This window comes from Rhodococcus sp. NFXS4, assembly GCF_058139645.1.
In genome coordinates, this window is record NZ_CP192221.1 from 4575920 (window position 1) to 4600205 (window position 24286).

A 24286-nucleotide genomic window follows, 5' to 3' on the forward strand; every position below is an offset into this window, starting at 1 on the left:
CCGCGGTCACGTAGACTGCGGCGGGTGATCGCCGATCTCTGGAACAGTCTGCCGACCGCGCTCCGCGACCCGGTCGCCCTCGCGGTGCCGGCATTCCTCGTTCTGCTCGCGCTCGAGTGGACCGCAGCAATCGTCCTCGAGAGCCACAGCGACGAGACCGCGGACGAACCCGGCCGACCGGCCCGTGGAAGCTACCTCCGCGCCGACGCCCGGGCCAGCATCGCGATGGGGCTGGTGTCCATCGCCACCACCACCGCATGGAAAACCCTGGCGCTGCTGGGCTATTCGCTGATCTTCGCGTATGTCGCACCGTGGCAGCTGCCCTCGGACCAGTGGTACACGTGGGTGATCCTGCTGCTCGGCGTCGACGTCCTCTTCTACTGGTATCACCGCATCGCGCACCGCACGCGCATCGTGTGGGCCACGCATCAGGCGCACCACTCGAGCGAGTACTTCAATTTCAGCACCGCACTACGGCAGAAGTGGAACAACAGCGGCGAGATCCTGATGTGGTTGCCGCTGCCCCTGCTCGGCGTCCCGCCCTGGATGGTGTTCACCGGGTTCGCGATCAACCTGGTCTACCAGTTCTGGGTGCACACCGAGCGCATCGACCGGATGCCGCGCTGGTTCGAGTTCGTCTTCAACACGCCGTCGCACCACCGCGTGCATCACGGCCGCGACAAGGAGTACCTGGACAAGAACTACGCCGGCATCCTCATCGTGTGGGACCGCCTGTTCGGGACCTACGCCGACGAGACGTTCCGACCGCACTACGGGCTGACGACTCCGGTGCAGACGTTCGACATCCTGAAGCTCCAGACACACGAGTACGCCGCCATCGCACGGGACGTGCGGACGGCGGCGACTCTTCGACAGAAACTCGGTTACATCGTCGGACCGCCCTGACACGACGACCGGCCTCCGGCCTACCCGGATGGACTCCCGCGGCCGCTACGGCTCAGGCCTTCCCGAGCGTCACCAGGAAATCGACGGAGCCGGTCGGATCCACGGTCACGAAGCCCAGCGACGGCGGCTCGATGCCGTAGTCGGTCCACGTCGCGGGAATGTTGCCCGAGGCGACGATGGTCTCGCCCGACCGGAGCACCTGCGTCTCGACGCTCACGTCGCGCGTCTGGCCCTTGAGGGTCAGTGTGCCGTCGAGGGTGACGGTCGCCGTGGTGCCGTCGGTGGGCACGGTGGACAGGTCCACCGGCGACGTCACCGTGAACGTGGCGGTGGGGTTGTTCGCGACATCGAAGATGTTGCCGCGGAACTGGTTGTCGCGCCGATCGCTGTCGGTGGTGATGGTCTCGGTGCGCACCACGATCTCACCGGCAGTGAGCTCCTGGTTCGCGATCGTGGCGCTTCCCGAGACGTCCGGCGTGGTGCCGACGACCGTGACGTCGGTACCGTTGAGCACCTCGGCGACGGTGTACCCGGCCGACGTCGGATTCGCTGCGTCACCGGGCGTGACGGTCCACTCACCGTCCAGATCGCCCGTCGCCGCCTCGGCACCGGAGGTGGACACCGACGCCGCCGGATCGCTGCTCTCGATCGACGAGTAGATGCGCGGTCCGACGACGAGCGCCACGATCGCCAGGACGACGACCACGGCTCCGGTGATCCACCATTTCTTCTTCATGGGACGAACTTTAGTTGTCGCTTCAACGTGCGGCCACCGCTGCGGCCTGGGAATCCCCTGTGAAAGCGTCCGTCACCACGTCGAGTGAACGACGTCCCGGAGGTAGCGGTCGTAGATGCTCTGCACGCCGGTATCGAACTCGGCCCCGAGAAGCGCGACGCGCCCCGCCTCGGCGTTGGCACGAGCCTGGTCCACGTTGCGGGCTCCCGGGATGACCGTCGAGATCTGCGGGTGCTGCCACAACCACGCGATGGCGGCGGCGGCGGGCGTCGTACCCTCCGGAGCCGCGTCCGCGACCAGGGCGGAGAAGTCACGAGCCGCCGCAAGGCCCGTGTCGAACGGAACGCCCGAGAACGTCTCGCCGACGTCGAAGGCCTCACCGTTGCGGTTGAAGTTGCGGTGATCGTTCTCGGGGAACGTCGTCGACTCGTCGTACTTCCCCGAGAGCAGGCCCGAGGCCAGCGGCACCCGCGCGATGATGCCGACTCCGGCATCGGCGGCGACGGACAGCACCTCGTCGACGGGCTTGAGCCGGAAGGCGTTGACGATGATCTGCACGGTGGCCACGTTCGGTCGGCGGATCGCCTCGAGCGCCTCCGCGACCGTCTCCACGCTGACGCCGTAGTGCGCGATCGCCTGCTCCTCGACGAGGGTGTCGAGGGCATCGAACACCTGGTCGTCGCCGTACACGGCAGAGGGCGGGCAGTGCAGCTGCACCAGTTCCAGGGTGTCGACACCGAGGTTGCCGCGCGACCGGTCCACCCACGTGCGGAAGTTCGCGAGCGTGTAGTTCTCCGGCACCTGGTCGACGCGTCGACCCATCTTGGTCGCCACGGTGACGGTGTCCCGCAGGCCGCGATCGGCCAGGAATCCGCCGATCACCCGCTCACTGCGCCCGTCGCCGTACACGTCGGCCGTGTCGAAGAAGGTGATGCCGCTGTCCACGGCGGCGTCGAGCACCGCCACGGCGTCCTGCTCGGACACGTCGCCCCAGTCGGCTCCCAACTGCCAGGTGCCGAGTCCGACGCACGACACCTGCCGTCCGGTGCGTCCCAGGGTGCGGTTCTCCATCGCGTTCATGTTTCTCATCTCGTCGGTGTACCCGAAGTTGGTGAACGACAAAGCCCCCCAGCTGCCGAGGCAGGTGGGGGGCTCATGGCGGTGGCGGAGGGATTTGAACCCTCGGACGGGGGTTACCCGTCACACGCTTTCGAGGCGTGCTCCTTAGGCCGCTCGGACACGCCACCGGCGGATACGTTACCGGATGGGTGGCGCGGAACCGAAATCGCGACGTCAGGAGTCACAACGCGGGTGACTCAGTGGCCGGTGAGCTTGTCCTTGATGTTGGACGCTGCATCCTTGACCTTCTCCGCGCCGTCCTTGAACGCTGCGGAAGTCTGATCGCCCTGGCCTTCGGCCTTCAGGTCCTGGTCGCCGGTGGCATCGCCCGCGGCTTCCTTGCCCTTGCCCTTGAGGTCTTCTGCCTTGTTGCCGATCTTGTCGTCGAGACCCATGTGGTGCTCCTTCGAAGCGGAAGAACATGTCATCCACCCCTCCGTTTCGGCGGGGCGGGCGACGCAACGTCGCGCCTGGTGTTCTACCGGGCAGTAATACCCCGTCGACGGATCGCGTCAAACGTCGTTCGCGGTTCGAAAGAAGTCCCGAACCAGACCGGCCGCGTCGCTCTCGAGGACGCCGCCGACCACCTCCGGTCGATGCGTCAGACGCCGATCCCGCACCACGTCCCACAGCGAGCCGACGGCGCCCGTCTTCGGTTCCCAGGCCCCGAACAGCAGCCCGTCGACTCGCGAGAGCACCGCCGCGCCCGCACACATCGTGCAGGGCTCCAGCGTGACGACGAGAGTGCATCCGGTGAGTCGCCAGCCGTCCCCGTGCCGTTCGGCGGCGGCGCGGAGCGCGAGCACCTCCGCGTGGGCGGTCGGGTCCCCGCGGCGTTCGCGTTCGTTGACCGCGGACGCGATCTCGTCACCGTCGGCGTTCACGACGACGGCACCCACGGGAACGTCGCCCGCCGGCGTGGTGCGGGCGACCTCCAGGGCGCGACGCATCCAGACGTCACGCAGGTGGAGAGGCACCACGGTCAGCGGGGCAGCTTGTCGAGCACCGCGGCGAACTCCGCGGCGAATCCCAGTCGCGCGGCGATCATGCCGAGTTGCTCGTCGGGGTAGAGGTCGGACTCGGCCAGGATGACGCCGAGGACCGGCTCGGGAAGACCCATGTCGCTCAGCAGATCCAGATCGCCCTCGTCCCAGGGCTCGACGTCGTCGAGCTCGTCCGGATCCAGATCGGGCACATCGACGTTCAGTCGGTCCAGGACGTCGGCCGCGATGTCGTAGTCGATCGCCGCGGTGGCGTCCGACAGCAGGACCCGCGTGCCCGACGGTGCCGGACGCAGCACGACGAAGAACTCGTCGTCGACATCGAGGAGCCCGAACACCGCACCGGCACTGCGGAGTTCACGAAGTTCGGTCTCGGCGGCACTGAGGCTCGTCAGGGCGTCCGCGGACAACGGTCGGCACGTCCACGTGCCCTCCTCGCGGACGACCGCGATGGCGAACCCCTCGAGATCGTCGTAGTCGTCGGAGCGGTTGTCACCTCGACCCTGGGACGAGGTACTGCCTCCGCGCTGTGCAGCCATGCGCGCAACCGTAGTCCCACACCGTCGCCCCGGCGTGCAGACCTCCCTGTTCAGGGGAAACAGCGGGAGATTTCGGTGTCGTGCACCCGGCGGACGGTGCCGATGTGGAAATCTTCCCCCGGTGAACACACCCGACCGTCCCGTCTGCGTCCTGGGCCTCGGCCTCATCGGGGGCTCGTTACTGCGCGCCGTGGTCGACTCGGGTCGCCCGGCGTGGGGTTGGAACCGATCGACCGGTGCCGTGGACGCCGCTCGCGCCGACGGGTACGACGTCACGGCGGACATCGCCTCCGCCCTCCAGCGTGCCGCCGAGGAGGACGCTCTCGTCGTCGTCGCGGTACCCATGCCGGCGGTCGACACCGTCCTGGAATCGGTGGCCGCGCACGCGCCGCACTGCGTGCTCACGGACGTCGTCAGTGTGAAGGCGGAGATGGCGGCCGCGGTCGCGCGTGCCGGACTCGGCGCTCGGTTCGTCGGCGGACATCCCATGGCCGGCACATCCGCCTCGGGGTGGCTCGCGGCCGACGTCGATCTCTTCCGCAACGCGGTCTGGGTCGTCACCGTGGACGACGACACCGACCCCGACGCCTGGCTCGCGGTCGCCGATCTCGCACTGTCCTCCGGATCCGTCGTCGTCCCGGCCCGAGCCGACGACCACGATCGCGCCGTCGCCCGCGTGTCCCATCTCCCGCATCTGCTGGCGGAAGCACTCGCCGCGGTGGGCGCGCAGGGCGGGGAGCTCACGTTGCGGCTGGCAGCCGGCTCGTTCCGCGACGGCACCCGTGTGGCAGGAACAGCTCCGGCACTTGTCAGCGCGATGTGTGATGCCAACGCGCCCGCCCTGGTCGACGCGCTCGACGAGGCGCTCGCCGCATTGCACAGCGCCAGGGACGCTCTCGTCGCCGACGCGTCGACCGAGACACTGGTGTCCGCGGGCCATGCGGCGCGGTTGCGCTACGACGAGCAGTTGCAGTGGTGGGAGATCACCGACGTCGTCGTCGGCTCGCCGTCCTGGCAGGGCGACCTCGTCGACGCCGGTCGCCGCGGCGGTGTGGTCCAGCGGCTGCCCCGGCGGGCGTGACGGTCGGCCCGTCAGATGCGCTCGGCGAGTCCCCGGTAGTCGGCGACGAACCCGTCCGAGTCGACGCTCACGGCCGACGTCCCGACGGGCGAGACCACCTCGAACTCGTGCGGACCGCGGCTGTAGGACAGTGTCTCCGCGCGGGCGGTGAGGACCGGCAGACCCACGTACACGACGGGCACCTGATGATCGGACGGGTTCGTCTGCAGGCCGAGACGACGGATGGCGAGCGTGTTGAAGAAGGGGCTCCACACCAGCTCGACGTCGAGTGCACCGCCGAACGAGCTGCGGGTGGGTGACCCGTCGTCGACGAGCCAGTAGCCCTCGGAGTCGCGACTGATGGAGACCTGCTTCTCCCCCGACGCGACGGCCGCGCGCACGGACAACCGCTTGGTCACTCCCGATTCGTCCGTGACCAGGTCGTACGACGCGGAGAACGCCGGGTGTTCGTCGCACTCGCCGCCGATGATCCGGCCGGCGGCCTTGATCCGCTTGCCGTTGAGCTGGACGCGCACCGACTCCATACGCGGGGCGCTGTGCGCGCGCCACGTCAGGATGGCCGGCCACGACGAGCCCGTCACGTCGGCGGACGACAGGGAATCGGCGGTGGGTGTGGTCACGCGTTCACGGTAGATCACACGAGCACGACAAGTACCGGAGCCGGGCGAATTGCCTGTGAATCCCCGTCCCCGTCAGCGACCGAGTGCCCCGTTCTCGCGAGATGAAACGGTCACGAGCAGGGTTTTCATCGACGGTGGGCGTGAGTCGGCGCACCACGCCCCCGTCTGCGGGCGCTGCTCACAGCGGTGTCGCCCTCTCGGTCGGACGCCGTGTCGGTGTTCTCGAGTAGCCTCACTCGAGATCGACGTCGGTGTCCGGAGCCGCCGTCGCACACGACGGTGAGCGGGGGTACGCGTGTCCAGCCAGGGTGCCATGGTCGGCCTGTTCGCCGGCATCGGCGGTCTGGAGCTGGGCCTGGCGCGCAGCGGATGGTCCACCACTCAGCTCTGCGAGATCGACGCCGGCGCGGGGGCGGTGCTGCGCTCGCGCTTCCCCGACGTGCCGCTGCACACCGACGTCGCGACGCTGCGGGCGCTCCCCGCCGGAACAGAGCTGGTCGCAGCCGGTTTCCCGTGCCAGGACCTCTCGCAGGCCGGTCGCACGGCGGGCATCACGGGCGCGCGATCGGGTCTGGTCGACGAGGTCTTCCGACTCGTCGCACGCAAGCGTGGTCCCCGGTGGCTGCTGATCGAGAACGTGCCCTTCATGTTGCAGCTCGGCCGCGGCGCGGCGATGCGGCACATCACGCACGCGCTCGAGGATCTCGGTTACATGTGGGCGTATCGCGTCGTCGACGCTCGCTCGTTCGGCCTGCCCCAGCGGCGTCAGCGCGTCGTCATGCTCGCCTCACGTACGGACGACCCGCGTGAGGTGCTCTTCGGACCCGACGCGGGCATCCCCGAGGCCGGCGACGCCGACGTCCTCCCGTGCGGCTTCTACTGGACCGAGGGGGTGCGCGGCCTGGGCTGGGCGATCAACGCGGTGCCCACGCTCAAGGGCGGATCGACTCTCGGCATCGCCAGTCCCCCGGCCGTCCGGCTCCCGTCCGGCGAGCTGGTCACCCCGGGCATCTCGGACGCCGAGCGGCTGCAGGGTTTCGACGCCGGGTGGACCGCCCCCGCCGTCGAGTCCCCGGGTGTCCGGGCAGGGCATCGGTGGAAGCTGGTCGGCAATGCCGTGAGCGTGCGCATGGCGACCTGGGTCGGTGAGCAGCTGGCCACCCGCACTCCCTACGACGAGGGGTCCGACACCGAGCTCGTACCCGGCCAGAGCTGGCCGTCGGCCGCGTGGGGCCGTGACCGTCGCGCGTTCCGGGTACCCGCGAGCACCTGGCCGGTCCAGCACCCCTACGAGGATTTGAGCGGATTCCTGGAGGAGTCGAAGTTGTTGTCCGCCAGGGCCACTGCCGGGTTCCTCAAGCGCGCACGCTCGGGTCGGCTGCGCTTCGCCCCCGGCTTCCTCGACACGGTCGAGTCGCACCTGCACCGGATGACCGACGATCCCGTCGTCCCCGAACCCGTTCGCGTGGCCTGATGTTCCCGTTGACGTTCGCACTCGACTTCGCCGGCGACCGTCCCGCGCCCGATGCCGACCGCGGGGAGAAGAAGAACTACGCGCAGCGCCTGTCCAACAACCTCGCGCAGGTGGTCGCCGATGCGTTGAGGCCTCGGTATCCGTCCATCACGCCCGACGCGCACGGCCTGGGCCAGGAAGCGCAGGTGGACGTCGCGAAGGGACGCAAGCGGCTCGACGTCAAGGCACTCGATCCGACGCTCGGCCTCATCCTCTGCGTGTCCGTGAAGACCTACAGCTTCCAGGACTACAGCCCCACGTCCGGTCGGCTCGGCCGCTGGACCAAGAACATCGTGCGCAACGACCACGAACTGCGGGGTGAGGCGATGGTGCTGCACCAGCGCCAGCCGTACAGCGTGCTCGTCGCCGTGATGTTCGAGCCCTGGTCGACGTGCGAGGACGGCGATCCCATGAAGAGCAGCGACATCGGCAAGAGTTCGTTCGCGCACCACGTCACGACGCTGTCCAAGCGGTCGGGCCGCGGCAAGCGCCCCGTCGTCGGCATGCCGGGCCGAGCGTGGGTCGACCTCGGGGCCGAGGACACGCGCTACGACCTGTTCGAGAAGGTGTTCATCGGTCTCTACGAGCCGGACGGTCCGTACCGGGGTGAGGTGCGCTTCTTCGACGTCGACGACGCGCCGCCGCGCAACGGCCGTCCGTCGGACCGCACCACACTCTCGTTCGAGGAGTTCGTCGAGGTGGTGCACTCGGAAGTGGAGCGGCGCAACAGGTTCGCCCCCAGCTGGTCCGAGATCGACGACGACGAATGACGCCCGACGCTCGGGCGACGCCGCCGACGGACGCCGCGACCAGTGCCCGGTTCAAGAAACAGAAGCGGCGTGACACCAAGCCCGAGGTGGCCCTGCGGAAGGAACTGCACCGAGCGGGACTGCGGTACTTCGTCGACAAGGCCCCACTGAAGGGCATGCGACGACGGGCCGACGTGGTGTTCCCGCGTCGCCGAGTCGCGGTGTACGTCGACGGATGCTTCTGGCACAGCTGCCCGGAGCACGCCACCCACCCGCGCAACAACGCCCAGTGGTGGGCGGACAAGTTGGCTGCCAACGTCGCTCGGGACCGGGACACGGATCGTCGACTGGACGAGGCCGGCTGGACCGTCGTGCGCATCTGGGAGCACGAGGATCCAGCCGTGGCAGCGGAGCGGGTCACCGAGGCAGTGCGCCCCGGCGACTGACGTCAGCGCTCGTGGCGTCCCGGAGTGTCGTGCGGGCCGACGACAGGCGCATCGGCGTGTCCGAGACCGGTGGTGCGGTCCGTGACGTTCCGGTCCGTGACGTTCCGGTCCGTGACGTTCCGGTCCGTGACGTTCCGGTCTGCGGGATTCTGGTTCTGCTGTGCCGCGTTCGCGTCCTGTCGACGCGGGGTGCCGTCGTCGTGGACGGTCGGGTCCAGCTTGTTCGCCCGCTCCCACTCACGGTCCAGTTCGTCACGCCCGGTGGCGGCAGTGCCCTGGTGCTCCTGCGCGCGCTGCTGCGCGATGCGGGCCTCCGCTGCCGCGGCGTCCGCCTCGGCCTGCGCACGACGGGCGTCGGCCTCGGACTTCTGCGCGAGCGCCTCCGACCGCTCCACCTCCGCGCTGCGCTCGGCGGCCCGCTCCCGGATCTCACCGGCCTGCTCGACGCGCTTCTGCTTCGCCTTCTTCGACAGTGCGACGCCGACGGCGACGAGCAGCAACACCACCACGACCGCGATGACGATCCAGACAGCTGTGTTCATGACGGCTCCCGATGTTCGAGTGCGCGCACGGTTGCGCGCGGGACGGGGTACCCCTGGCGCCCGATTTCCACACGGGCCGCCTACCCTCGACCGCCATGACCACCGATGTCGCCTCTCGAGCCCTCGACGTACTGGTGATCGGCGGCGGTATCGCGGGTGCCTCGCTCGCCTGGGAACTCTCGTCCGATCGAACCGTGTGTCTCCTCGAAGGGGAGTCGACCCTGGCGATGCACTCGACCGGGCGGTCGGCTGCGATGTTCCTCGAGACCTACGGCAACCACGTCATCCGTGGCCTGACGACGGCGAGCAGGGCCTTCCTCGTGGACCCGCCGGACATGGTGCGCGGAACGGTCATGACTCCGCGCCCCTTCGTGCAGTTCGCACGTCCGGGTCGGGGCGACGCTCTCGCGGAGATGTTCACGACTCTGCGGACACTGTCTCCCGATGCCCGCCTGCTCGAGACCGCCGAGGCGGTGGACCGGGCGCCCCTCCTGCGGCCTGCGGCAGTCGAGGCGGCCGTCGTCGAACCGGGCGCACTCGACATGGACGTCGACGCGCTGCACCAGGGCTTCCTGCGCGGAGCACGCCGACGCGGATGCACCGTTCGTACCGGGGCGCGGGTCGTCGCGATCGACCGCGTCGGCGAGCAGTGGCGGGTCGATCTCTCGACCGGCGACACTCTCGTCGCCACGGTGGTGGTGAACGCGGCGGGTGCCTGGGCGGACGACCTGGCCGACCTCGCAGGCGTACCGAGGATCGGCCTGCAGCCGCGACGACGCACCATCGCCGTGATGGACGCGCCGCCCGAGATCGCCGACACCCACCACCCGCTGATCAGCGACATGGACGAGTCGTTCTACATCAAGCCGGAGGGTGTCCGTCTGCTCTGTTCCCCTGCCGACGAGACACCGTGCCCGCCCGGTGACGCGAAGCCCGACGATCTCGAGATCGCCCGCGCCCTGGACGAGATCACGGAGGCGACCGTGGTGACGAGCCGCCGTGTCCGGTCGTCGTGGGCCGGTCTGCGCTCCTTCGTCGCCGATCGCACACCGGTGGTGGGGTTCGACCCGAGCGTGGAGGGCTTCTTCTGGTGCGCGGGTCAGGGTGGGTACGGCATCCAGACGTGCGCGGCACTGGCGCGCGTCGGTGCGGCGCTGGTCCGCGGCGAGCCGTTACCGGCCGACGTGACCGACCGGGGCGTCACCGCGGAAGACCTGGCGCCGGGCCGGCTGCGCTGAGCCGCACGGGGCTAGAGCCACTTCTGTCTCCGGAACACGATGTACAGCGCGCACGACGCGAGCAGCATCGCGCCGACGGCTCCGGGATAGCCGAACGTCCAGCTCAGCTCCGGCATGTGCTCGAAGTTCATACCGTAGATGCCGGCGATGAGAGTCGGCGCGAAGAGGATGGCGCCCCAGGACGAGATCCGCTTGACCTGCTCGTTCTGTTCCAGACTCACCTGGGTCATCGCACGCATCTCGTCGTTCTGCCGCTGTCCCACCAGGGTGGTGTGCACCGACAGGGCGTTCTGCAGATTGGCGCGGAACGAGTCGACGCGCTCGGTGATGCGGATCGCGTGGTCGAGCACGTCGCGCAGGTTGCGCCGCAGCTCGATGTCCACGTTGTACTTCTCCGATCCGCGGCCGAGGGCCTCGATCATCGACACCAGCGGGTGGGTCGCGCGCTGGAACTCGATCACCTCGCGGGAGAGCTCGTAGATGCGACGGGAGACGTCGGGATCGCCGGTGAACAGCTGGTCGTCGATCTCGTCGATGTCGTTCTCCAGACCGGCGACGACCGGTTCGTACTCGTCGACCACCTGGTCGAGGATCGCGTACAGCACGGCCTCGGTTCCCAGTTCGAGCAGCTTCGGCGCACCTTCGAGCCGTTTACGGACCACGCCCAGGTCGGGTGACTCGGCATGGCGGATGGTGACGACGAAATCGGGACCGCAGAACACGTGGAGCTCGCCGAACTCCACCTTCTCGGTCTCGTCGATGTAGCGCGCGGGGTGCAGGACGACGAACAACTGATCGCCGTAGCGTTCGAGCTTGGGCCGCTGGTGCGCTTGGACGGCATCCTCGACCGCCAATCGGTGCAGCCCGAATTCGGTTGCCACCGAGTCGATCTCGGTCTTGTCGGGACGATACAGCCCGATCCACGCCATGCCGCCGCACGCCCGCAGGAGCTCGTACGTGCGATCCAGACTCTCCGGCTCGTCGGTACGCGCCCCGTGCACGTACACGGCGTTGTCCACGATCGGCACAGTTCACCCCTCGTCGTCGCACGTCCGCCGCCCGTCGGGCGGCTACCAGGACGCTCGCATCCAAACCTCGGACACGAATCTTCGTCCACCGCGACGACGGAAGCGAAACGGACTCGTTTCTGTCCACAATCGTCCGTTTACGGACGCGGATCCGCGCCGTGGCGATAGCGTGTGACCTGTGGCAGAACGCGGCGCACGACCCCAGGTTTCGGTACTCCGCCGAACCATGCTCAAGGCATTCAAACATCTGTCGAACCCGCTGAGGCCGGACGACTACTTCGAGATGATCAATCCGTTGTGGACCACCCAGGAGCTCCGCGGGAAGGTCGACCGGGTCGAGAGGGAAGGCACCGACGCGGTGTCGGTGTTCATCAGGCCCGGGTACGACTGGGGTGGGCACCAGCCCGGCCAGTACCTCCGACTGGGCGTGGTCATCGACGGCCGCTATCACTGGCGCGCCTACTCGATCACCTCCGACCCGCACGGCGACCACGGCCTGATCTCCGTCAGCCCCAAGCTGGTCCCCGAGGGCACGGTGTCCCCGTTCCTGGTGCAAGGGATCAAGCCGGGCGACATCGTGCGACTGAGCGAGATCGAGGGAGTCTTCACCCTCCCCGATCCCGTGCCCGCCAAACTGCTCTACATCAGCGCGGGCAGTGGCATCACACCGATCATGAGCATGTTGCGCGAACTCGACCACCTCGACGCCATGCACGACGTCGTGGTCATCCACTCCGTGCACAGTCGCGACCAGACGATGTTCTCCGAGACCCTCGAGCGCCTCGATCGCAAGCACTCGTCGCTGCGTCTCGACCTTCGGGTGACCGAGGAGCGAGGTCGAATGAAAGCCACCGATCTGGACGAGTTGTGCCCCGACTGGCGTGAGCGCGAGGCATTCTGCTCCGGTCCCGGCGACCTGTTGGACGATCTGCGCGACTACTGGAAATCCGAGGGTGACCCGGAGAAATTCCACTACGAAAGTTTCCAACCCGTCATCGGTGGCGGTGACGAAGAAGGAGAGGGCGGCACTGTCCGCTTCATCCGTAGCGACACCGACGTCGAATGCGACGGAGGCACACCCATTCTCGCGGCCGGGGAGGAAGCGGGGCTGGATCTCAAGTTCGGTTGCAGGATCGGCATCTGCCACACCTGCACCGGAACCCTGAAGAAGGGACGTTTGAGAGATCTACGTAATGGGGAAGTCTCCGAGCCTACGGGGCAGGCGGTACGCATCTGCGTGAACACCGCCGAGGGAGATATCGAAATCGATCTCTGACGAGACCGATTCACATGCAGTAACAGGGAGGGTTCGTCATGAGCATCGACACCGGGAAAAAGACCGAAGTGTCCATCGAAAGTCCGCTCGCACATCTCAGCGAAGAGACCATCGAACAGCTTGCCAAGGAATTCGACGCCATTCACGACGAGGTCTACGCCGACCTCGGTGAGCGCGATCGCAACTACATCACCACGGTCATCGCGGCGCAGCGCCAGCTCGCTGTCGCGGGGCGCGTGATCCTCTTCGGCTCCAAGAGCCGCACCGCCTGGGTGGCCGGAACGGCCTGCCTGGGTGTGGCCAAGATTCTCGAGAACATGGAGATCGGCCACAACGTCATGCACGGCCAGTGGGACTGGATGAACGATCCGGACATCCACTCGTCGGTGTGGGACTGGGACACCGCGTCCACCGCCGAGGCCTGGAAGCACTCGCACAACTACGTGCACCACACGTACACCAACATCCGCGGCAAGGACAAGGATCTCGGCTACGAGATCATGCGGATCGACCCGAACCAGCCGTGGTCGCCCGTCTACCTCGCGCAGCCGTTCTACAACCTGCTGCTGATGGCCTTCTTCGAGTGGGGCGTCGCGCTCCACGACCTCGACATCGAGGCCATCCGCAAGGGCGAGAAGCCCATGAAGGACCTGCTCACCGATCTGCGCGGTATCGGGACCAAGGCGCGCCGTCAGATCGTCAAGGACTACATCGGCTGGCCCGCGGTCAGCGCGCTCGCCTACGGCGCGGTGCAGGTCGTCTCGGGTGGACGCGTCTCGGGCGCCGGCAAGTCGAAGCTGGGTGCGCGGTTGCGCTCGCTGAGCTCGTCGAAGGCGACCAACTCCGTGGCCAAGGTTCTGGACAAGCACGGTGCCGGCATCGAACGCACCTTCGTCGCCACGGTGACGGCGGACTTCGTCGCCAACATCATCCGCAACCTGTGGTCGCACGGCATCATCTTCTGCGGTCACTTCCCGGACCAGGCGTACACGTTCAGCAAGGAAGAGACCGAGAACGAGACCCGCGGCGGCTGGTACGTCCGCCAGCTCGTCGGAGCGGCCAACATCGAGGGCTCGTCGCTGTTCCACCTGATGAGTGGCAACCTCAGTTACCAGGTCGAGCACCACCTGTACCCGGACATGCCCAGCACCCGGTACAAGGAAGTCGCGCCGAAGATCAAGGACATCTGCGAGCGCTACCAGCTTCCGTACAACTCGGGCCCCTTGATGAAGCAGTGGGGATCGGTGCAGCGCACCATCATTCGACTCGCCTTCCCCGGCGGCAAGATGGCCCCGAAGCCCGGACCGTACCGCGGCGAGCGCGTCGGGGGTTCCTCGTCGAAGCCCAGCGAGGCGGCTCGTTTCCGCAACCGCGTGCCGGCGGGTCATCCCGACTCGGGCCCCGAGCACAACGGTGGCGGCGTCGAGGCGAAGCTTCCTCCGCGCGGGGAGTGACGACGCGCTGCCGGTGACGGCAGCACTGATCTGACGAACGAGTGGTTTCGACCGGCGTTCTCTGGATACCCGAGTGAATCGGGCCGGAGACGCCGGTCGTTTCCCACTTCGGAGGTCGTTCGTGGCGCTCGACGGCCTGGACCCCGCCCTTCTGACGGGTGTGTTCGAGAACGCGCCCGAGCTGGTGTCCCTGTCCGCACGGGACGGCCGCATCCTCCACCTGAACCCGGCGGGCCTCGCGCTCGTCGGCGCACCGTCACTCGACGCCGTGCTCCGCCTGACCACGGCGAACTTCTTCTCCGACGTCGGTCTGCTCGCTGCGCCCGACGTGGAACGATCGCTGCACACCACCGGCCACTGGCAGGGTGTCGGCGAACTCCGGCGGCTCGACACCGGAGAACCCGTACCGGTCTCCATCTCGACGTTCCTGGTTCCCGCGGGTGAGCGCGACGAGCCGGTGATCGCGTCGATCATGCGTGATCGACGGCTGCGAACCAGTCACGAGAGCGCCCTCACCGACGTCCTGGAATCGGCCGCCCACCGGGCTCGCGAGCAGAGTGCTGTCGGCCTGTTGGGGCGGCTCGCGGTCGACGGTGATCTGACGACCATTCTGGACGCGACGACCAGCGCCGCCTCGTCGTTGATGGGTACGGAGTGCGCGTCGATCGCACGCCTCGACGACACCCGCACCGCGTTGCGCGTCGTCGCCTACAGCGGGGTGAGCGAGCGGCCCGAGGTGTTCGGAACCGGTACCCGCTCGGCTCCGGGCCTCGCCCTCTCCTCCGGCACGGTGGTCATCTGTTCCGACGCGCGGACCGAGTCGCGATTCGACACCACGACGATGCGCTCGCGCGGACTGCTCAGCACCGTCTGCGTCCCGTTCGACTCCACGCCTCGGCCCGGGGTGCTGGCCGTGCACAGCGCGGCTCCGCGGGAGTACACGGATCGGGACGTGACGTTCCTGCGGACGGCCACGGACATCCTGGTCGCGGCGATCCGGCGTATCGAGCTCGAGAACGAACTGCGGTACCGATCACTCCACGATCCGCTCACCGGTCTGGCCAATCGAGCGCTCGCGTACCGACGTATCGACGAGGCCGTGGCTCGCGCCGCGGACAGCGAGACCACCGTCGCGGTCCTGCTGGCCGACCTGGACGACTTCAAGACCGTCAACGACAGCCTCGGACACGTGAGTGGAGACGCGGCGCTGATCACCTTGGCGCGCAAGCTCGAGCGCACGGTGGCGGTCGGCGACACGGTGGCGAGGCTGGGCGGCGACGAATTTCTCGTCGTGTGCGACCACGTGGTGGACGAGGCCGACGCGCGGAGCCGGGCGGTGCGCATCTCGACAGCGCTGGCCACCGTCGATCCGCAGAGCGATCAGCCCATCCCGTTCAGTGCGAGCATCGGAATCGCCGTGGCCGGTGACGATGTGCCCTCCGCGCAGGAGATGGTGCGCCGCGCGGATCTGGCCATGTACCGCGCCAAGGGCACGGCTCCCGGGACCACGGACGTGTACGACGTGCGCGATCGCTACGAGGCCGATCGCGTGTTCCGACTCGCCGCAGACCTCCGACGATCTCTCGTGGACGGCGAACTGCGGCTCGTCTACCAGCCGATCGTCGACCTCGTGACGGGCGCCGTCGTCGCCGCCGAGGCCTTGGCTCGCTGGGATCATCCGACACTCGGCAGCGTCTCGCCTCGTGAGTTCGTCGCGGTGGCGGAGCGCACCGGCGTGGTCGGACACCTCGGCCTGTGGGCACTGCAGACCGCGTGCACGGATGCAGTGCGCTGGCCCGAGGACGTCTCGGTACGCGTGAACGTGAGCGCCCACCAGCTCAACGATCCGGACTTCGTGCAGTCGGTCCGACGCACTCTCGACGCGACCGGCCTGCCGGCGACGCGTCTCGGGTTGGAGATCACCGAGACCGTGTGGGTGAAGGAGAACGCCCGCGTGGCCACCACTCTCGAGGCGCTGCACGCGATGGGGGTGTCGTTCGCACTCGACGATCTGGGAACCGGCCACAGCAGCATCGCGTATCTGGACCGTTATCCGATCTTCGACTGTCTCAAGATCGACGGGTCGTACGTCAACGCGCTACCCGGTGCGAGACCACACGCCATCGTGGCCGCGATCGTGTTGTTGGGCACTGCATTCGGAGTGGACGTGGTGGGTGAAGGCATCGAGACCGCCGAGCAGGCCGAGGCGTATCGCGCATGCGGCGGTCGCCTCGCACAGGGCTTCCATCTGGCGCGCCCGATGCCCGCTGCGGCGATCGAACAACTCCTACGAGAGGATGTCCGATCGCCGCGGTGACGCGCTACTTGACGGCGCGTCGGACCCGGACCGCGCCCGAGATGGTCCAGGCGATGACGGCACCGACGACGGCGGCACCGAGGAGTGCGACACCCTGTGCCAGATCGAAGTTCCACACGACGAAGTTGATGGTCGTGTGCACGGTGTTCTGCAGGATGAAGATCACCAGTGCGATCGTGAGGAGCAGCGCGATCAGGAGAGACAGCTTCGAGACGAAGCCTCCGGCACGGCGACGTCCGGTGTGTGCGTGGGTGGTGGTGTCGGTCATGGTGGTGCCTTTCGCGATGTCGCCGGTCCTGGCCGGCGATCGAGTGAGCGGATGCTCGAAGGAGTGATGGTCCGCGGACCCGCGGAAGAAACATGTCCGTTCGGTCGGTTCGAGCGAGGTGTGCGTCGAACCCGACAGTGTCCGGACACACCACGGGCGGCGATGGACCCGCTGAGGGTCCGGCGCCGCCCGGGTGTGGAGTGGTGCAGTCTTACTTGAAGGTGTCCTTGACGTTCTCGCCGACCTTCTTCACGCCGGCCGAACCCTGGTCCTTCTTGCCCTCGGCCTCGAGGTCCTTGTTGTTGGTGGCGTCACCGACAACTTCCTTGGCCTTGCCGATGGCGTCTTCTGCTGCGTTCTTTGCCTTGTCGACGATTCCCATGATGAAACCTTTCGTTCGGAGCGACGGCGGGTGACCATCGCGTTCTGAAAGGTGAGTCGAGGCCCGGCGCGGAAAGCGCACGTCCATGCAGAGTGATCCCGGTCACAGCTATCCGCCGAGTGCGAACGCCACGAGAAAGCCGAGCGCGGTGGACATGCCCACCCACCATCCGCCGTCCTTGTAGGCCTCGGGCATCAGGGAGTCCGCGAGCACGGCGAGAGTGGCACCGCCCGCGAACGCCTGGACCGTCGAGATGCCGACCTCCGGGACGGCGTCGGACAACTGGTGGCCCAGTACGGTGACCACCACGAGCACGACCGCCGTGGCCGTCCACAGGGTCATCGCCCGAGCCGCGGAGAAGTCGTGTCGGTCCCGCATCAACGATGCACCACCGACAGCCTCCGGAACGTTGCCCACCGCGACCGCCACCAGCAGCACCAGCCCGCCACCGGACGTCAGGGAGACACCCAGCGCGGTGTTCTCCGGGACTCCGTCGAGGATCGTGCCGAGCATCAGTGCCCACCCGATCGCTGCGGGCCCGAGCTTGTTCTCGATCAGATGGCTGGCCACGACGTACACACCCGCGCCCAGGAACAGCGCCGCGCCCGCGACGAGGATGCCGGCCTGACGGAACGCCGGCTCGAACAGTTCCGACGACACGGCGGCGATCATCGTCCCGGCACCGAAGGCCATGAGACCGGCCAACACCCGTTTCGGCAGTGTCCACCGCAGCCCGATCGCCGCACCGATCACCAGGGGAAGCGCCGTGCCGATTCCGTACAGGGCGGCGGTCAGCATCTCGATCGTCTCGTCACCGGCGGGGAGTACCCCCGTCCGCGTCGTCGAGTCATCCGACGACCTGCTCTCACAGACCCAGCGCGGTGACCACTGCCAGCAGGACGACGACGACGGGCAGGACGACGAGCCGGCCTGCGGCACCGGGGAGCACGTCCCGGTTCATCCCGTCGACGAGTCGGGAATGGGCCCTCGTCGAGAAGGCGACGGTCGTCACGGGGAGCACGGCACACAACACTGCGAGTGCCACCAGCGGTGGATGATCTCGCACCGCACGCGCGACGATCAGGGCCGTGACCGCCATGGCCAGTGCGGTCCGCACCCGCGCGAGCGTGGTGCGCTCGGCCTGCAGGCCCGGTGCCTCCGTCACAGGTACAGCCCCACCGCGAACGCCACCACGGCGATCACCAGACCCCCCGCGAGCAGCGCCGCCGCAGCGGGGAGAGGCAGTGACGCCCGCCGGCGCATGGCCGTCTCGATACGGATCCAGCGCACGAACGACCCGACGGCCAGAACCGCCGCGAGAGTGAGCAGCCCCAGCACGAGGGTGGTTCTCAGCCACGGAGGCAGCAGATCCCCACCGAACGCCTCGAGTGCCGCGGCCGTGGCCACGAGGCCGAGTGACGTCCTGATCCACGCCAGGAACGTCCGCTCGTTCGCGAGCGTGAATCTCGGATCGGGGTCACTGCCGTCGCGCAGTCCGGTCGGCCACAGTCGCACGGCACCCACTCTCGTCGGCGACGGCCCGCAGGGCCACAGCGGGTGTCAGCGGTTGGGGTGCCAGCGCTCGTAGGCGCGGCGTTCCGCCTCGTCCCGCGCGACCTTCTTCGGGTTCTGCAGGTCCGGTGACAACCCGTGCGCTTTGAGACGACGGCGACGGTTGGGTTCCATGTACGCGGCGGCGTAGAACAGCGCGAGCAGTACCGCCAGCAGGATCATCGCGCCGCGCAGCCACAACTCACCGGGGAACAGCAGGAACGCCGCGAAGATGGGGAGAAACGGCACCATGCTGCGCAGCAGATGACGCGGAACCGCACGATCACCGATCAGGTCCTCACGCACCCAGGCCTGCATGGACAGGGGCAACGTGCGGCCGAACGAATAACCGATCCACTGCAGCGGCCCCGGGCGAGTCCTGCTCATCGTGTGCTCCTCCGCTCGGTCGACAGTGCACCGGCCGCGATGGCCGCGGTATTGATCCGGGTGAGCACCGCGTGAAGTTGTTCGAGCTCGCTCACGTCGACACCCAGAGATTCGATGACGGCGCCCGGTATGGACTCCGCCGAACCTCGCAACTGTCGCCCCTCGTCGGTCAGGTCGATCACCAGCCTGCGCTCGTCGGTGTCGCTCCGGCGCCGGGTCAGCAGACCGTCGGCGTCGAGCCGCTTGAGCAGCGGCGTCAGCGAGGCGGGTTCGAGTTGCAGAGCCGACGCGATCTCCCCCGCCGACATCGGTGCCCGCTCCCAGAGGGCGAGCATGACGAGGTACTGCGGGTGCGTCAGTCCGAGCGGTTCGAGAATCGGCCGGTAGACCGAGAGCACCGCGCGGTTGGTGACGGCCAGGGCGAAACACACCTGACGGTCGAGCGCGAGGGGGTCGGTGGTGGTCACGGGTCCATCGTACGCTGATAGTGAGAGTACGTACTGTTCGATAGCTCACGGTTGGCTGGGCGGGGTGCTGTCGGTCGGGGGGTGGGCGCTGTGGGCTATGCGGTAGGCGATGCACACCCCTTACTGCAGGTGAACATCCACTCCGGCCGGTTGAACGGGGTGCACGGCGCTGGGGCCTGTGCGGGTCGGGTGCGGCGCTGATTGCGGGCCCCCCGAGAGGGAGGCCACGATTCGGGCGGATGGGTTGGGCACCGGGCGATGTGCACCCCTTACTGCAGGTGAACACTCACTCCGGCCGACTGAACGGGGTGCACGGCGCTGGGGCCTGTGCGGGTCGAAGGACGGCGGTGATCGTGGACGGTCACCCCCGCAGAGCGGTGGCAGAAGTCCACGATTCGGGCGAACGGGTTGGGCACCGGGCGATGCGCACCCCTTCCTGCAGGTGAACACCCATTTCAGCCAGCTGAACGGGGTGCACGGCGCTGGAACCCGTGCGCGTGGTGCCGGCAACGCGTGCCGACACCACGCGAGACGATCAGGGTGTGGGGGCCTCGCACTCGGCCGGTGCGGGAGCACCCTCGGGCGCCGGAGCGCCCGGAGCTGCGCCCGGACCCTTACCTGCAGGCCCGTGACCGGCCGGACCACCATGGCCGGGGCCCGCCGGGCCACCGTCAGGACCGCAACCGGGCGCAGGCGGGGTCGGGGCGCCCTCGGGAGGAGTCGGAGCATCCTCACCCGCAGCAGGCGGAGTCGGTGCACCCTCGGGCGGGGTCGGACCACCCTCGCCCGCAGCAGGCGGGGTCGGTGCACCCTCGGGCGGGGTCGGACCACCCTCGCCCGCAGCAGGCGGGGTCGGAGCACCCTCGGGCGGGGTCGGCGCACCCTCGGGCGGAGTCGGTGCACCCTCAGGCGGAGTGGGAGCATCCTCCGGCGGAGCCGGAGGCGTCGCGCACGTCGCACCGGCGTCGGGTGCCGCAGCGTCGGGTGCGGGAGTCGCGGGCGCCGAGGCGTCGGGCGCCGCGCTCTCGGAGACCGGGGGCGCCTCGCCCGGGCCGTCGGCGGACGCGGTTCCCACCGCTCCGAGCAGCAGCCCACCGGCGAGCACTGCTCCGGCGATCAGTCGGCCTGTCCTGACACGCATGACTCTTGTCGACATTGTCGTCCTCATCTCTCGTCGGCACCGGGCGGCGCCGTTCGTGAGGTCGACACTCGATCGTGGACCTGAAGCCTGCCTGAAGTCGCGGCGATCAGGGCCTCGTCTTCAGCAAGTCTTCAGCTCGGGACCCGCATAGTGGTGTCGTGACCGAACGGCGACCCGCAGCGACCCCGAGAATCCTCGTGATCGAGGACAACGAGACGTTGCGGCTGTCCGTGTCCACCGCGATCGCGGACCTGGGTGCCGACGTCCGGTCCGACGCGGACGGTTCCGCGTTCGAGGCCGCGCTCGCGAACCATCGACCCCACCTCGTGGTCCTGGACATCATGCTTCCCGGCCGGGACGGACTCGAGCTCCTGCGGGTCGCGCGCCGCAGCAGCGACGCGGCGGTGCTGATGCTCACGGCGCGCGACTCGGTGTCCGACCGCGTCACCGGGCTCACCGCCGGTGCAGACGACTATCTGGTGAAACCGTTCGCGATGGCGGAGCTCCTCGCCCGCGTCACCGCGGTGCTCCGACGACACGGCGCGGTCGCCACCTCGATCGAATGCGGAGACGTGTCGGTGGACACCGAATCGGGCGACGCCAGTCGGGGCGGCAACGCACTCAACCTGACAGCCACGGAGTGGAAGCTGTTGTCCTACCTCGCAGCTCAGCGCGGGCGAACGGTGTCCAAGACCCAGATCCTGACGCAGGTGTGGGGGTACGACGCATACGACGAGAACCTCGTCGAGGTCCACATCAGCGCGCTGCGTCGCAAGCTCGAGGAGTTCGGCCCGCGCATCCTCCACACTCGGCGCGGCATCGGCTACGTGTTGGCCGCCGACACCGTGAGTCCGACAGCATGACGACCCCACCCCGTCGCGGTCTCCGCACCGGATCTCTGCGCCTGCGATTGCTGGTGTCGGTGATGTCGGTGGTGCTCGTCCTGCTCGTCGGCATCGTCGTGGCGACGACGGTGTTGCTGCAACGCCAGCTCGAGGCCTCGGCGGGAGACAGCCTCGCCGGCCGCACCGCCACCGCGCAGCAACTGCTGGACAACGGTGCCGATCCCACCGAGATCGTCTCCGCCACACAGGGAGAGAACGTGGCGGCGCAACTGGTGACGACGGACGGCCGTATCGTCGGCGACCTCGCGCTCCGAGCGACGACACCGCCGCCCGCACTACGCCCCCCGACGACGCCGGGAGACGGTCCCCCGCCGGGACCCCCACCGGGCCCGGAGGAGACGAGGCCGACGCGGGTCTCGACGACGACCCTGACCGACGGATCGGTTCTCACGGTCGCCGTCGACACGTCCTCGATCGACGCGGTGCAGCGGCAGCTGCTCGTGGTGCTGATTCCGTTGGTGCTCGTCGCGTCGGCGGTGGCGGCACTGCTCATGGCGGTGGTCGTCGGCGCATCGCTCCGACCGTTGCGCAGCATGACGGCACTGGCCCGCTCGATCACCCGGGGTAATCGCGGTGATCGACTCGCTCCCACCCGGTCGGACACCGAGCTGGGTGAGACCGCAACGGCATTCGACGAGATGCTCGACGAGCTCGAAGGAGCCGAGGCGCGCGAGCGTGCCACCGCCGATCGCACACGGCAGTTCGTCGACGATGCTGCTCACGATCTGAGAACGCCGGTCGCCGGGATCTCCGCCGCCGCCGAGACGCTGCTGCGGGGCGGCGTCGACACCGAGCGCGACGTGCGGGAACGACTGCTGGCGTCGATGATTCGTGAATCACGCCGCGCATCCCGGCTGATCGACGATCTGCTGATGTCGGCGCGCACCGACGACGACGTGGAGTTGGATCGGCATGACCACGACCTTCTCGCTCTGGCCCGTGCCGACGCCGACCGGGCGCGGCTGCTCGCACCGGACTCGACCGTCGTGGTGACCGGCGAGAGCGTGGTCGCGCCGGTCGACGCCGCACGACTCGCTCGAATCCTGGCCAACCTCACCGACAACGCGTTGCGCCACGGACCGCCGGACGGCGTCGTCACCGTCGACGTGCGCGACGCCGGTACCACCGCGACGATCCGGGTGTCCGACGAAGGACCGGGCATCGGCGCTCAGGATCGCGAGCGGATCTTCGACCGGATGGTGCGGCTGGACAGCGCTCGCACCTCGGAGGGATCGGGACTCGGCCTCACCATCGCCCGAACCTACGCGCGGGCCCACGGCGGCGACGTCGTGTACGACGGCACCGCCTTCGTCCTCAGTGTGCCTCGGTGACCGACTGCTCTGTGGGGGAACGGGTTCCGAGCACCACCCCGCCGAGGCCGATGATCGCGCTGACGAGCATGGTGACGGCCATCGGCACCGCGGTGCCTTCGCCGCCGAGTCCCACCAGCGGCGAGATGACCGCGGCGAGGCCGAACTGGGCCGCGCCCATGACGGCCGATCCCGTGCCCGCGGCCCGGCGCGCCTCTCCCAGTGCGAGAGTCGTCGCGTTGGCGATCACCAGACCCAGGCTGGCGACGGCGAACCACAGCAGTACCAGGGTCGCCCACAGGTAGGGCCCGACCACCGCGTCGACGACGAGCAGTGCCGAGAACGCGACCATCGAGACGAGACCGATGCGCAACAGCGCTTCCGGACGGACGCGGTCGACGAGCTTGGCGTTGGCACCACTGGTGACGACGATGCCGAGTGCGTTGGCCGTGAAGGCGATGGAGTACCACGTGGTCGAGAGCCCGTGCACCTCCTGCAGCACGAAGGGCGATGCAGAGATGTAGGCGAACATGACGCCGAAGCCGAAGGCGAACGCGCCCGCATAGCCCAGGAATCGCTTGTTGGACAGCACCTCCCGTGCGTCCGCGATCATGGTGGAGAGTCCGCCCGTGCTGCGGAGCTCGGCGGGATGACTCTCCGGCAGGAGTGCGAGCACACCCACGAACATCAGGACGGACACACCGGCGAGCACCCAGAAGACGCCGCGCCACCCTGTCAGACCGATGACCGCACCGCCGAGCAGCGGGGCGATGACGGGAGCGACTCCGTTGACCAGCACGAGGAGGCTGAACAGTTTCGCGGCCGCCGCGCCGCGTGCACGGTCACTGATGACGGCGCGGGAGAGAACGACGCCGGCGGCGCCGGTGAAGCCCTGGAAGAACCGGAACACGGTGAGCCACTCGACCGTCGGAGACCACGCGCACAGGATGGTCGCGATGATGGACACGAAAGTGCCCACGAGGAGCAAGGGGCGTCGACCGAAGCGGTCGGACAGCGGCCCGATCACCAGGTTGCCGATCGCGAGACCGACGAGGAACGTCGTGAGGGTCAGCTGGATCGCCGTGGCGCTGACACCGAACTCCTCGGCCATGCGGGGGAATGCCGGCAGATACATGTCGATGGACAGGGGCGCGACGGCGGCAAGGAGCGCCAGCATCGCGATCACGCCGGACGCCACCGGCCGCGCGGCGGTCGAGTCGACGGTGTCGCCGGACCGAGTGTCGACGCTCATCGGGTGGCCTCCGTATTGGATATAACTTTATACATACTCACATGAGTAGAATGTCAGT

General features: G+C 68.4%; 28 protein-coding genes and 1 tRNA gene. 11 read left to right on the top strand and 18 right to left on the bottom strand.

All coding sequences use genetic code 11. The annotated features are described in order from the left end of the window. The first annotated feature begins 24 nt into the window (after nucleotides 1–24). Nucleotides 25–906 carry a sterol desaturase family protein gene (locus tag J4E04_RS21640; protein ID WP_490149603.1) on the top strand — a complete coding sequence of 294 codons (882 nt, stop codon included), beginning with the start codon at nucleotides 25–27 and terminating at the stop codon, nucleotides 904–906. Between the two features lie 52 nt (nucleotides 907–958). Here J4E04_RS21640 and J4E04_RS21645 read toward each other — a convergent pair whose 3' ends face one another. The 6 genes from J4E04_RS21645 to J4E04_RS21670 form a co-directional block, all read right to left on the bottom strand. Continuing rightward, nucleotides 959–1642, bottom strand: a complete 684-nt coding sequence (locus tag J4E04_RS21645; RefSeq protein WP_027506612.1) for a YceI family protein — start codon at nucleotides 1640–1642, stop codon at nucleotides 959–961. 72 nt (nucleotides 1643–1714) lie between these two features. Further along, nucleotides 1715–2731 (bottom strand): aldo/keto reductase, encoded by a 1017-nt coding sequence (locus J4E04_RS21650; RefSeq protein ID WP_490149604.1) that lies wholly within the window; start codon nucleotides 2729–2731, stop codon nucleotides 1715–1717. A gap of 67 nt (nucleotides 2732–2798) precedes the next feature. Next, nucleotides 2799–2889, bottom strand: a tRNA-Ser gene (locus J4E04_RS21655). 69 nt (nucleotides 2890–2958) lie between these two features. After that, nucleotides 2959–3156, bottom strand: coding sequence for a CsbD family protein (locus J4E04_RS21660; RefSeq protein ID WP_222633433.1), 198 nt, complete (start codon nucleotides 3154–3156; stop codon nucleotides 2959–2961). 117 nt (nucleotides 3157–3273) lie between these two features. Continuing rightward, on the bottom strand, nucleotides 3274–3711 hold the full coding sequence (locus J4E04_RS21665) for a nucleoside deaminase (RefSeq protein WP_027506609.1): 438 nt from the start codon (nucleotides 3709–3711) through the stop codon (nucleotides 3274–3276). Nucleotides 3712–3743: 32 nt separating this feature from the next. Beyond that, nucleotides 3744–4301 carry a tRNA adenosine deaminase-associated protein gene (locus J4E04_RS21670; RefSeq protein ID WP_027506608.1) on the bottom strand — a complete coding sequence of 186 codons (558 nt, stop codon included), beginning with the start codon at nucleotides 4299–4301 and terminating at the stop codon, nucleotides 3744–3746. Nucleotides 4302–4422: 121 nt separating this feature from the next. On the opposite strand from J4E04_RS21670, the gene J4E04_RS21675 reads away from it, so the two are divergent. Next, complete coding sequence (locus J4E04_RS21675) at nucleotides 4423–5382, top strand: prephenate dehydrogenase (RefSeq protein ID WP_490149605.1); 960 nt, start codon at nucleotides 4423–4425, stop codon at nucleotides 5380–5382. A gap of 11 nt (nucleotides 5383–5393) precedes the next feature. On the opposite strand, the gene J4E04_RS21680 is transcribed toward J4E04_RS21675, so the two are convergent. Beyond that, nucleotides 5394–6002 (bottom strand): putative glycolipid-binding domain-containing protein, encoded by a 609-nt coding sequence (locus tag J4E04_RS21680; RefSeq protein WP_285189678.1) that lies wholly within the window; start codon nucleotides 6000–6002, stop codon nucleotides 5394–5396. 313 nt (nucleotides 6003–6315) lie between these two features. On the opposite strand from J4E04_RS21680, the gene J4E04_RS21685 reads away from it, so the two are divergent. The 3 genes from J4E04_RS21685 to J4E04_RS21695 are packed head-to-tail and all read left to right on the top strand — an operon-like array spanning nucleotide 6316 to nucleotide 8710. Next, nucleotides 6316–7476: a DNA cytosine methyltransferase gene (locus J4E04_RS21685; protein WP_222633431.1), complete on the top strand. Its 1161-nt coding sequence runs from the start codon at nucleotides 6316–6318 to the stop codon at nucleotides 7474–7476. Further along, nucleotides 7476–8285 carry a hypothetical protein gene (locus J4E04_RS21690; RefSeq protein ID WP_490149606.1) on the top strand — a complete coding sequence of 270 codons (810 nt, stop codon included), beginning with the start codon at nucleotides 7476–7478 and terminating at the stop codon, nucleotides 8283–8285. The genes J4E04_RS21685 and J4E04_RS21690 overlap by 1 nt, the downstream gene beginning before the upstream one ends. Then, a complete protein-coding gene (locus J4E04_RS21695) occupies nucleotides 8282–8710 on the top strand; it encodes a very short patch repair endonuclease (RefSeq protein ID WP_027506605.1) in 429 nt (142 codons plus the stop codon). The genes J4E04_RS21690 and J4E04_RS21695 overlap by 4 nt, the downstream gene beginning before the upstream one ends. A 2-nt stretch (nucleotides 8711–8712) precedes the next feature. Here J4E04_RS21695 and J4E04_RS21700 read toward each other — a convergent pair whose 3' ends face one another. Beyond that, complete coding sequence (locus J4E04_RS21700) at nucleotides 8713–9252, bottom strand: hypothetical protein (protein ID WP_222633288.1); 540 nt, start codon at nucleotides 9250–9252, stop codon at nucleotides 8713–8715. Nucleotides 9253–9347: 95 nt separating this feature from the next. Between J4E04_RS21700 and J4E04_RS21705 the strand changes: the two genes are divergently transcribed. Continuing rightward, nucleotides 9348–10490, top strand: a complete 1143-nt coding sequence (locus J4E04_RS21705; RefSeq protein ID WP_490149607.1) for an NAD(P)/FAD-dependent oxidoreductase — start codon at nucleotides 9348–9350, stop codon at nucleotides 10488–10490. A gap of 11 nt (nucleotides 10491–10501) precedes the next feature. Here J4E04_RS21705 and corA read toward each other — a convergent pair whose 3' ends face one another. Further along, entirely contained in the window at nucleotides 10502–11518 is a 1017-nt protein-coding gene (gene corA, locus J4E04_RS21710; protein ID WP_027506603.1) for a magnesium/cobalt transporter CorA, read from the bottom strand. A gap of 178 nt (nucleotides 11519–11696) precedes the next feature. Here corA and J4E04_RS21715 point away from each other — a divergent pair, with 178 nt between their 5' ends. From J4E04_RS21715 to J4E04_RS21725, 3 genes are all read left to right on the top strand, one after another. Further along, a complete protein-coding gene (locus J4E04_RS21715) occupies nucleotides 11697–12794 on the top strand; it encodes a ferredoxin reductase (protein ID WP_082544393.1) in 1098 nt (365 codons plus the stop codon). A gap of 38 nt (nucleotides 12795–12832) precedes the next feature. Further along, the gene (locus J4E04_RS21720; protein WP_037186465.1) at nucleotides 12833–14248 is read left to right on the top strand and encodes a fatty acid desaturase family protein; all 1416 of its coding nucleotides are present in this window, start codon (nucleotides 12833–12835) and stop codon (nucleotides 14246–14248) included. Nucleotides 14249–14369: 121 nt separating this feature from the next. Next, a complete protein-coding gene (locus J4E04_RS21725) occupies nucleotides 14370–16565 on the top strand; it encodes a putative bifunctional diguanylate cyclase/phosphodiesterase (protein ID WP_490149608.1) in 2196 nt (731 codons plus the stop codon). A 4-nt stretch (nucleotides 16566–16569) separates the two neighbouring features. Here the strand turns inward: J4E04_RS21725 and J4E04_RS21730 are convergent, their stop codons facing one another. The 8 genes from J4E04_RS21730 to J4E04_RS21765 all read right to left on the bottom strand — a co-directional run bounded on the left by J4E04_RS21730 (nucleotide 16570) and on the right by J4E04_RS21765 (nucleotide 20761). Continuing rightward, nucleotides 16570–16833, bottom strand: coding sequence for a lipopolysaccharide assembly protein LapA domain-containing protein (locus J4E04_RS21730; RefSeq protein ID WP_490149609.1), 264 nt, complete (start codon nucleotides 16831–16833; stop codon nucleotides 16570–16572). 211 nt (nucleotides 16834–17044) lie between these two features. Beyond that, nucleotides 17045–17215 (bottom strand): CsbD family protein, encoded by a 171-nt coding sequence (locus J4E04_RS21735; protein ID WP_027506598.1) that lies wholly within the window; start codon nucleotides 17213–17215, stop codon nucleotides 17045–17047. 108 nt (nucleotides 17216–17323) lie between these two features. Beyond that, nucleotides 17324–18013 carry a ZIP family metal transporter gene (locus J4E04_RS21740; RefSeq protein ID WP_027506597.1) on the bottom strand — a complete coding sequence of 230 codons (690 nt, stop codon included), beginning with the start codon at nucleotides 18011–18013 and terminating at the stop codon, nucleotides 17324–17326. A 67-nt stretch (nucleotides 18014–18080) separates the two neighbouring features. After that, on the bottom strand, nucleotides 18081–18380 hold the full coding sequence (locus J4E04_RS21745; RefSeq protein ID WP_307107981.1) for a DUF202 domain-containing protein: 300 nt from the start codon (nucleotides 18378–18380) through the stop codon (nucleotides 18081–18083). After that, complete coding sequence (locus tag J4E04_RS21750; protein WP_231476430.1) at nucleotides 18377–18730, bottom strand: YidH family protein; 354 nt, start codon at nucleotides 18728–18730, stop codon at nucleotides 18377–18379. The genes J4E04_RS21745 and J4E04_RS21750 overlap by 4 nt, the downstream gene beginning before the upstream one ends. A 45-nt stretch (nucleotides 18731–18775) precedes the next feature. Beyond that, nucleotides 18776–19153: a DUF5313 family protein gene (locus J4E04_RS21755; RefSeq protein WP_204869587.1), complete on the bottom strand. Its 378-nt coding sequence runs from the start codon at nucleotides 19151–19153 to the stop codon at nucleotides 18776–18778. Beyond that, nucleotides 19150–19620, bottom strand: a complete 471-nt coding sequence (locus J4E04_RS21760; RefSeq protein WP_056443208.1) for a MarR family winged helix-turn-helix transcriptional regulator — start codon at nucleotides 19618–19620, stop codon at nucleotides 19150–19152. The genes J4E04_RS21755 and J4E04_RS21760 overlap by 4 nt, the downstream gene beginning before the upstream one ends. Before the next feature lie 535 nt (nucleotides 19621–20155). Next, nucleotides 20156–20761 carry a hypothetical protein gene (locus J4E04_RS21765; RefSeq protein WP_490149610.1) on the bottom strand — a complete coding sequence of 202 codons (606 nt, stop codon included), beginning with the start codon at nucleotides 20759–20761 and terminating at the stop codon, nucleotides 20156–20158. A gap of 158 nt (nucleotides 20762–20919) precedes the next feature. Here J4E04_RS21765 and J4E04_RS21770 point away from each other — a divergent pair, with 158 nt between their 5' ends. Beyond that, nucleotides 20920–21624, top strand: coding sequence for a response regulator transcription factor (locus J4E04_RS21770; protein ID WP_027506592.1), 705 nt, complete (start codon nucleotides 20920–20922; stop codon nucleotides 21622–21624). Beyond that, nucleotides 21621–22997, top strand: a complete 1377-nt coding sequence (locus J4E04_RS21775; RefSeq protein WP_027506591.1) for a HAMP domain-containing sensor histidine kinase — start codon at nucleotides 21621–21623, stop codon at nucleotides 22995–22997. Before J4E04_RS21770 ends, J4E04_RS21775 begins: the two co-directional genes overlap by 4 nt. Here the strand turns inward: J4E04_RS21775 and J4E04_RS21780 are convergent. Continuing rightward, nucleotides 22981–24228 carry a multidrug effflux MFS transporter gene (locus J4E04_RS21780; protein WP_082544391.1) on the bottom strand — a complete coding sequence of 416 codons (1248 nt, stop codon included), beginning with the start codon at nucleotides 24226–24228 and terminating at the stop codon, nucleotides 22981–22983. The two genes, J4E04_RS21775 and J4E04_RS21780, sit on opposite strands and share 17 nt — an antisense overlap. Nucleotides 24229–24286: the final 58 nt, after the last annotated feature.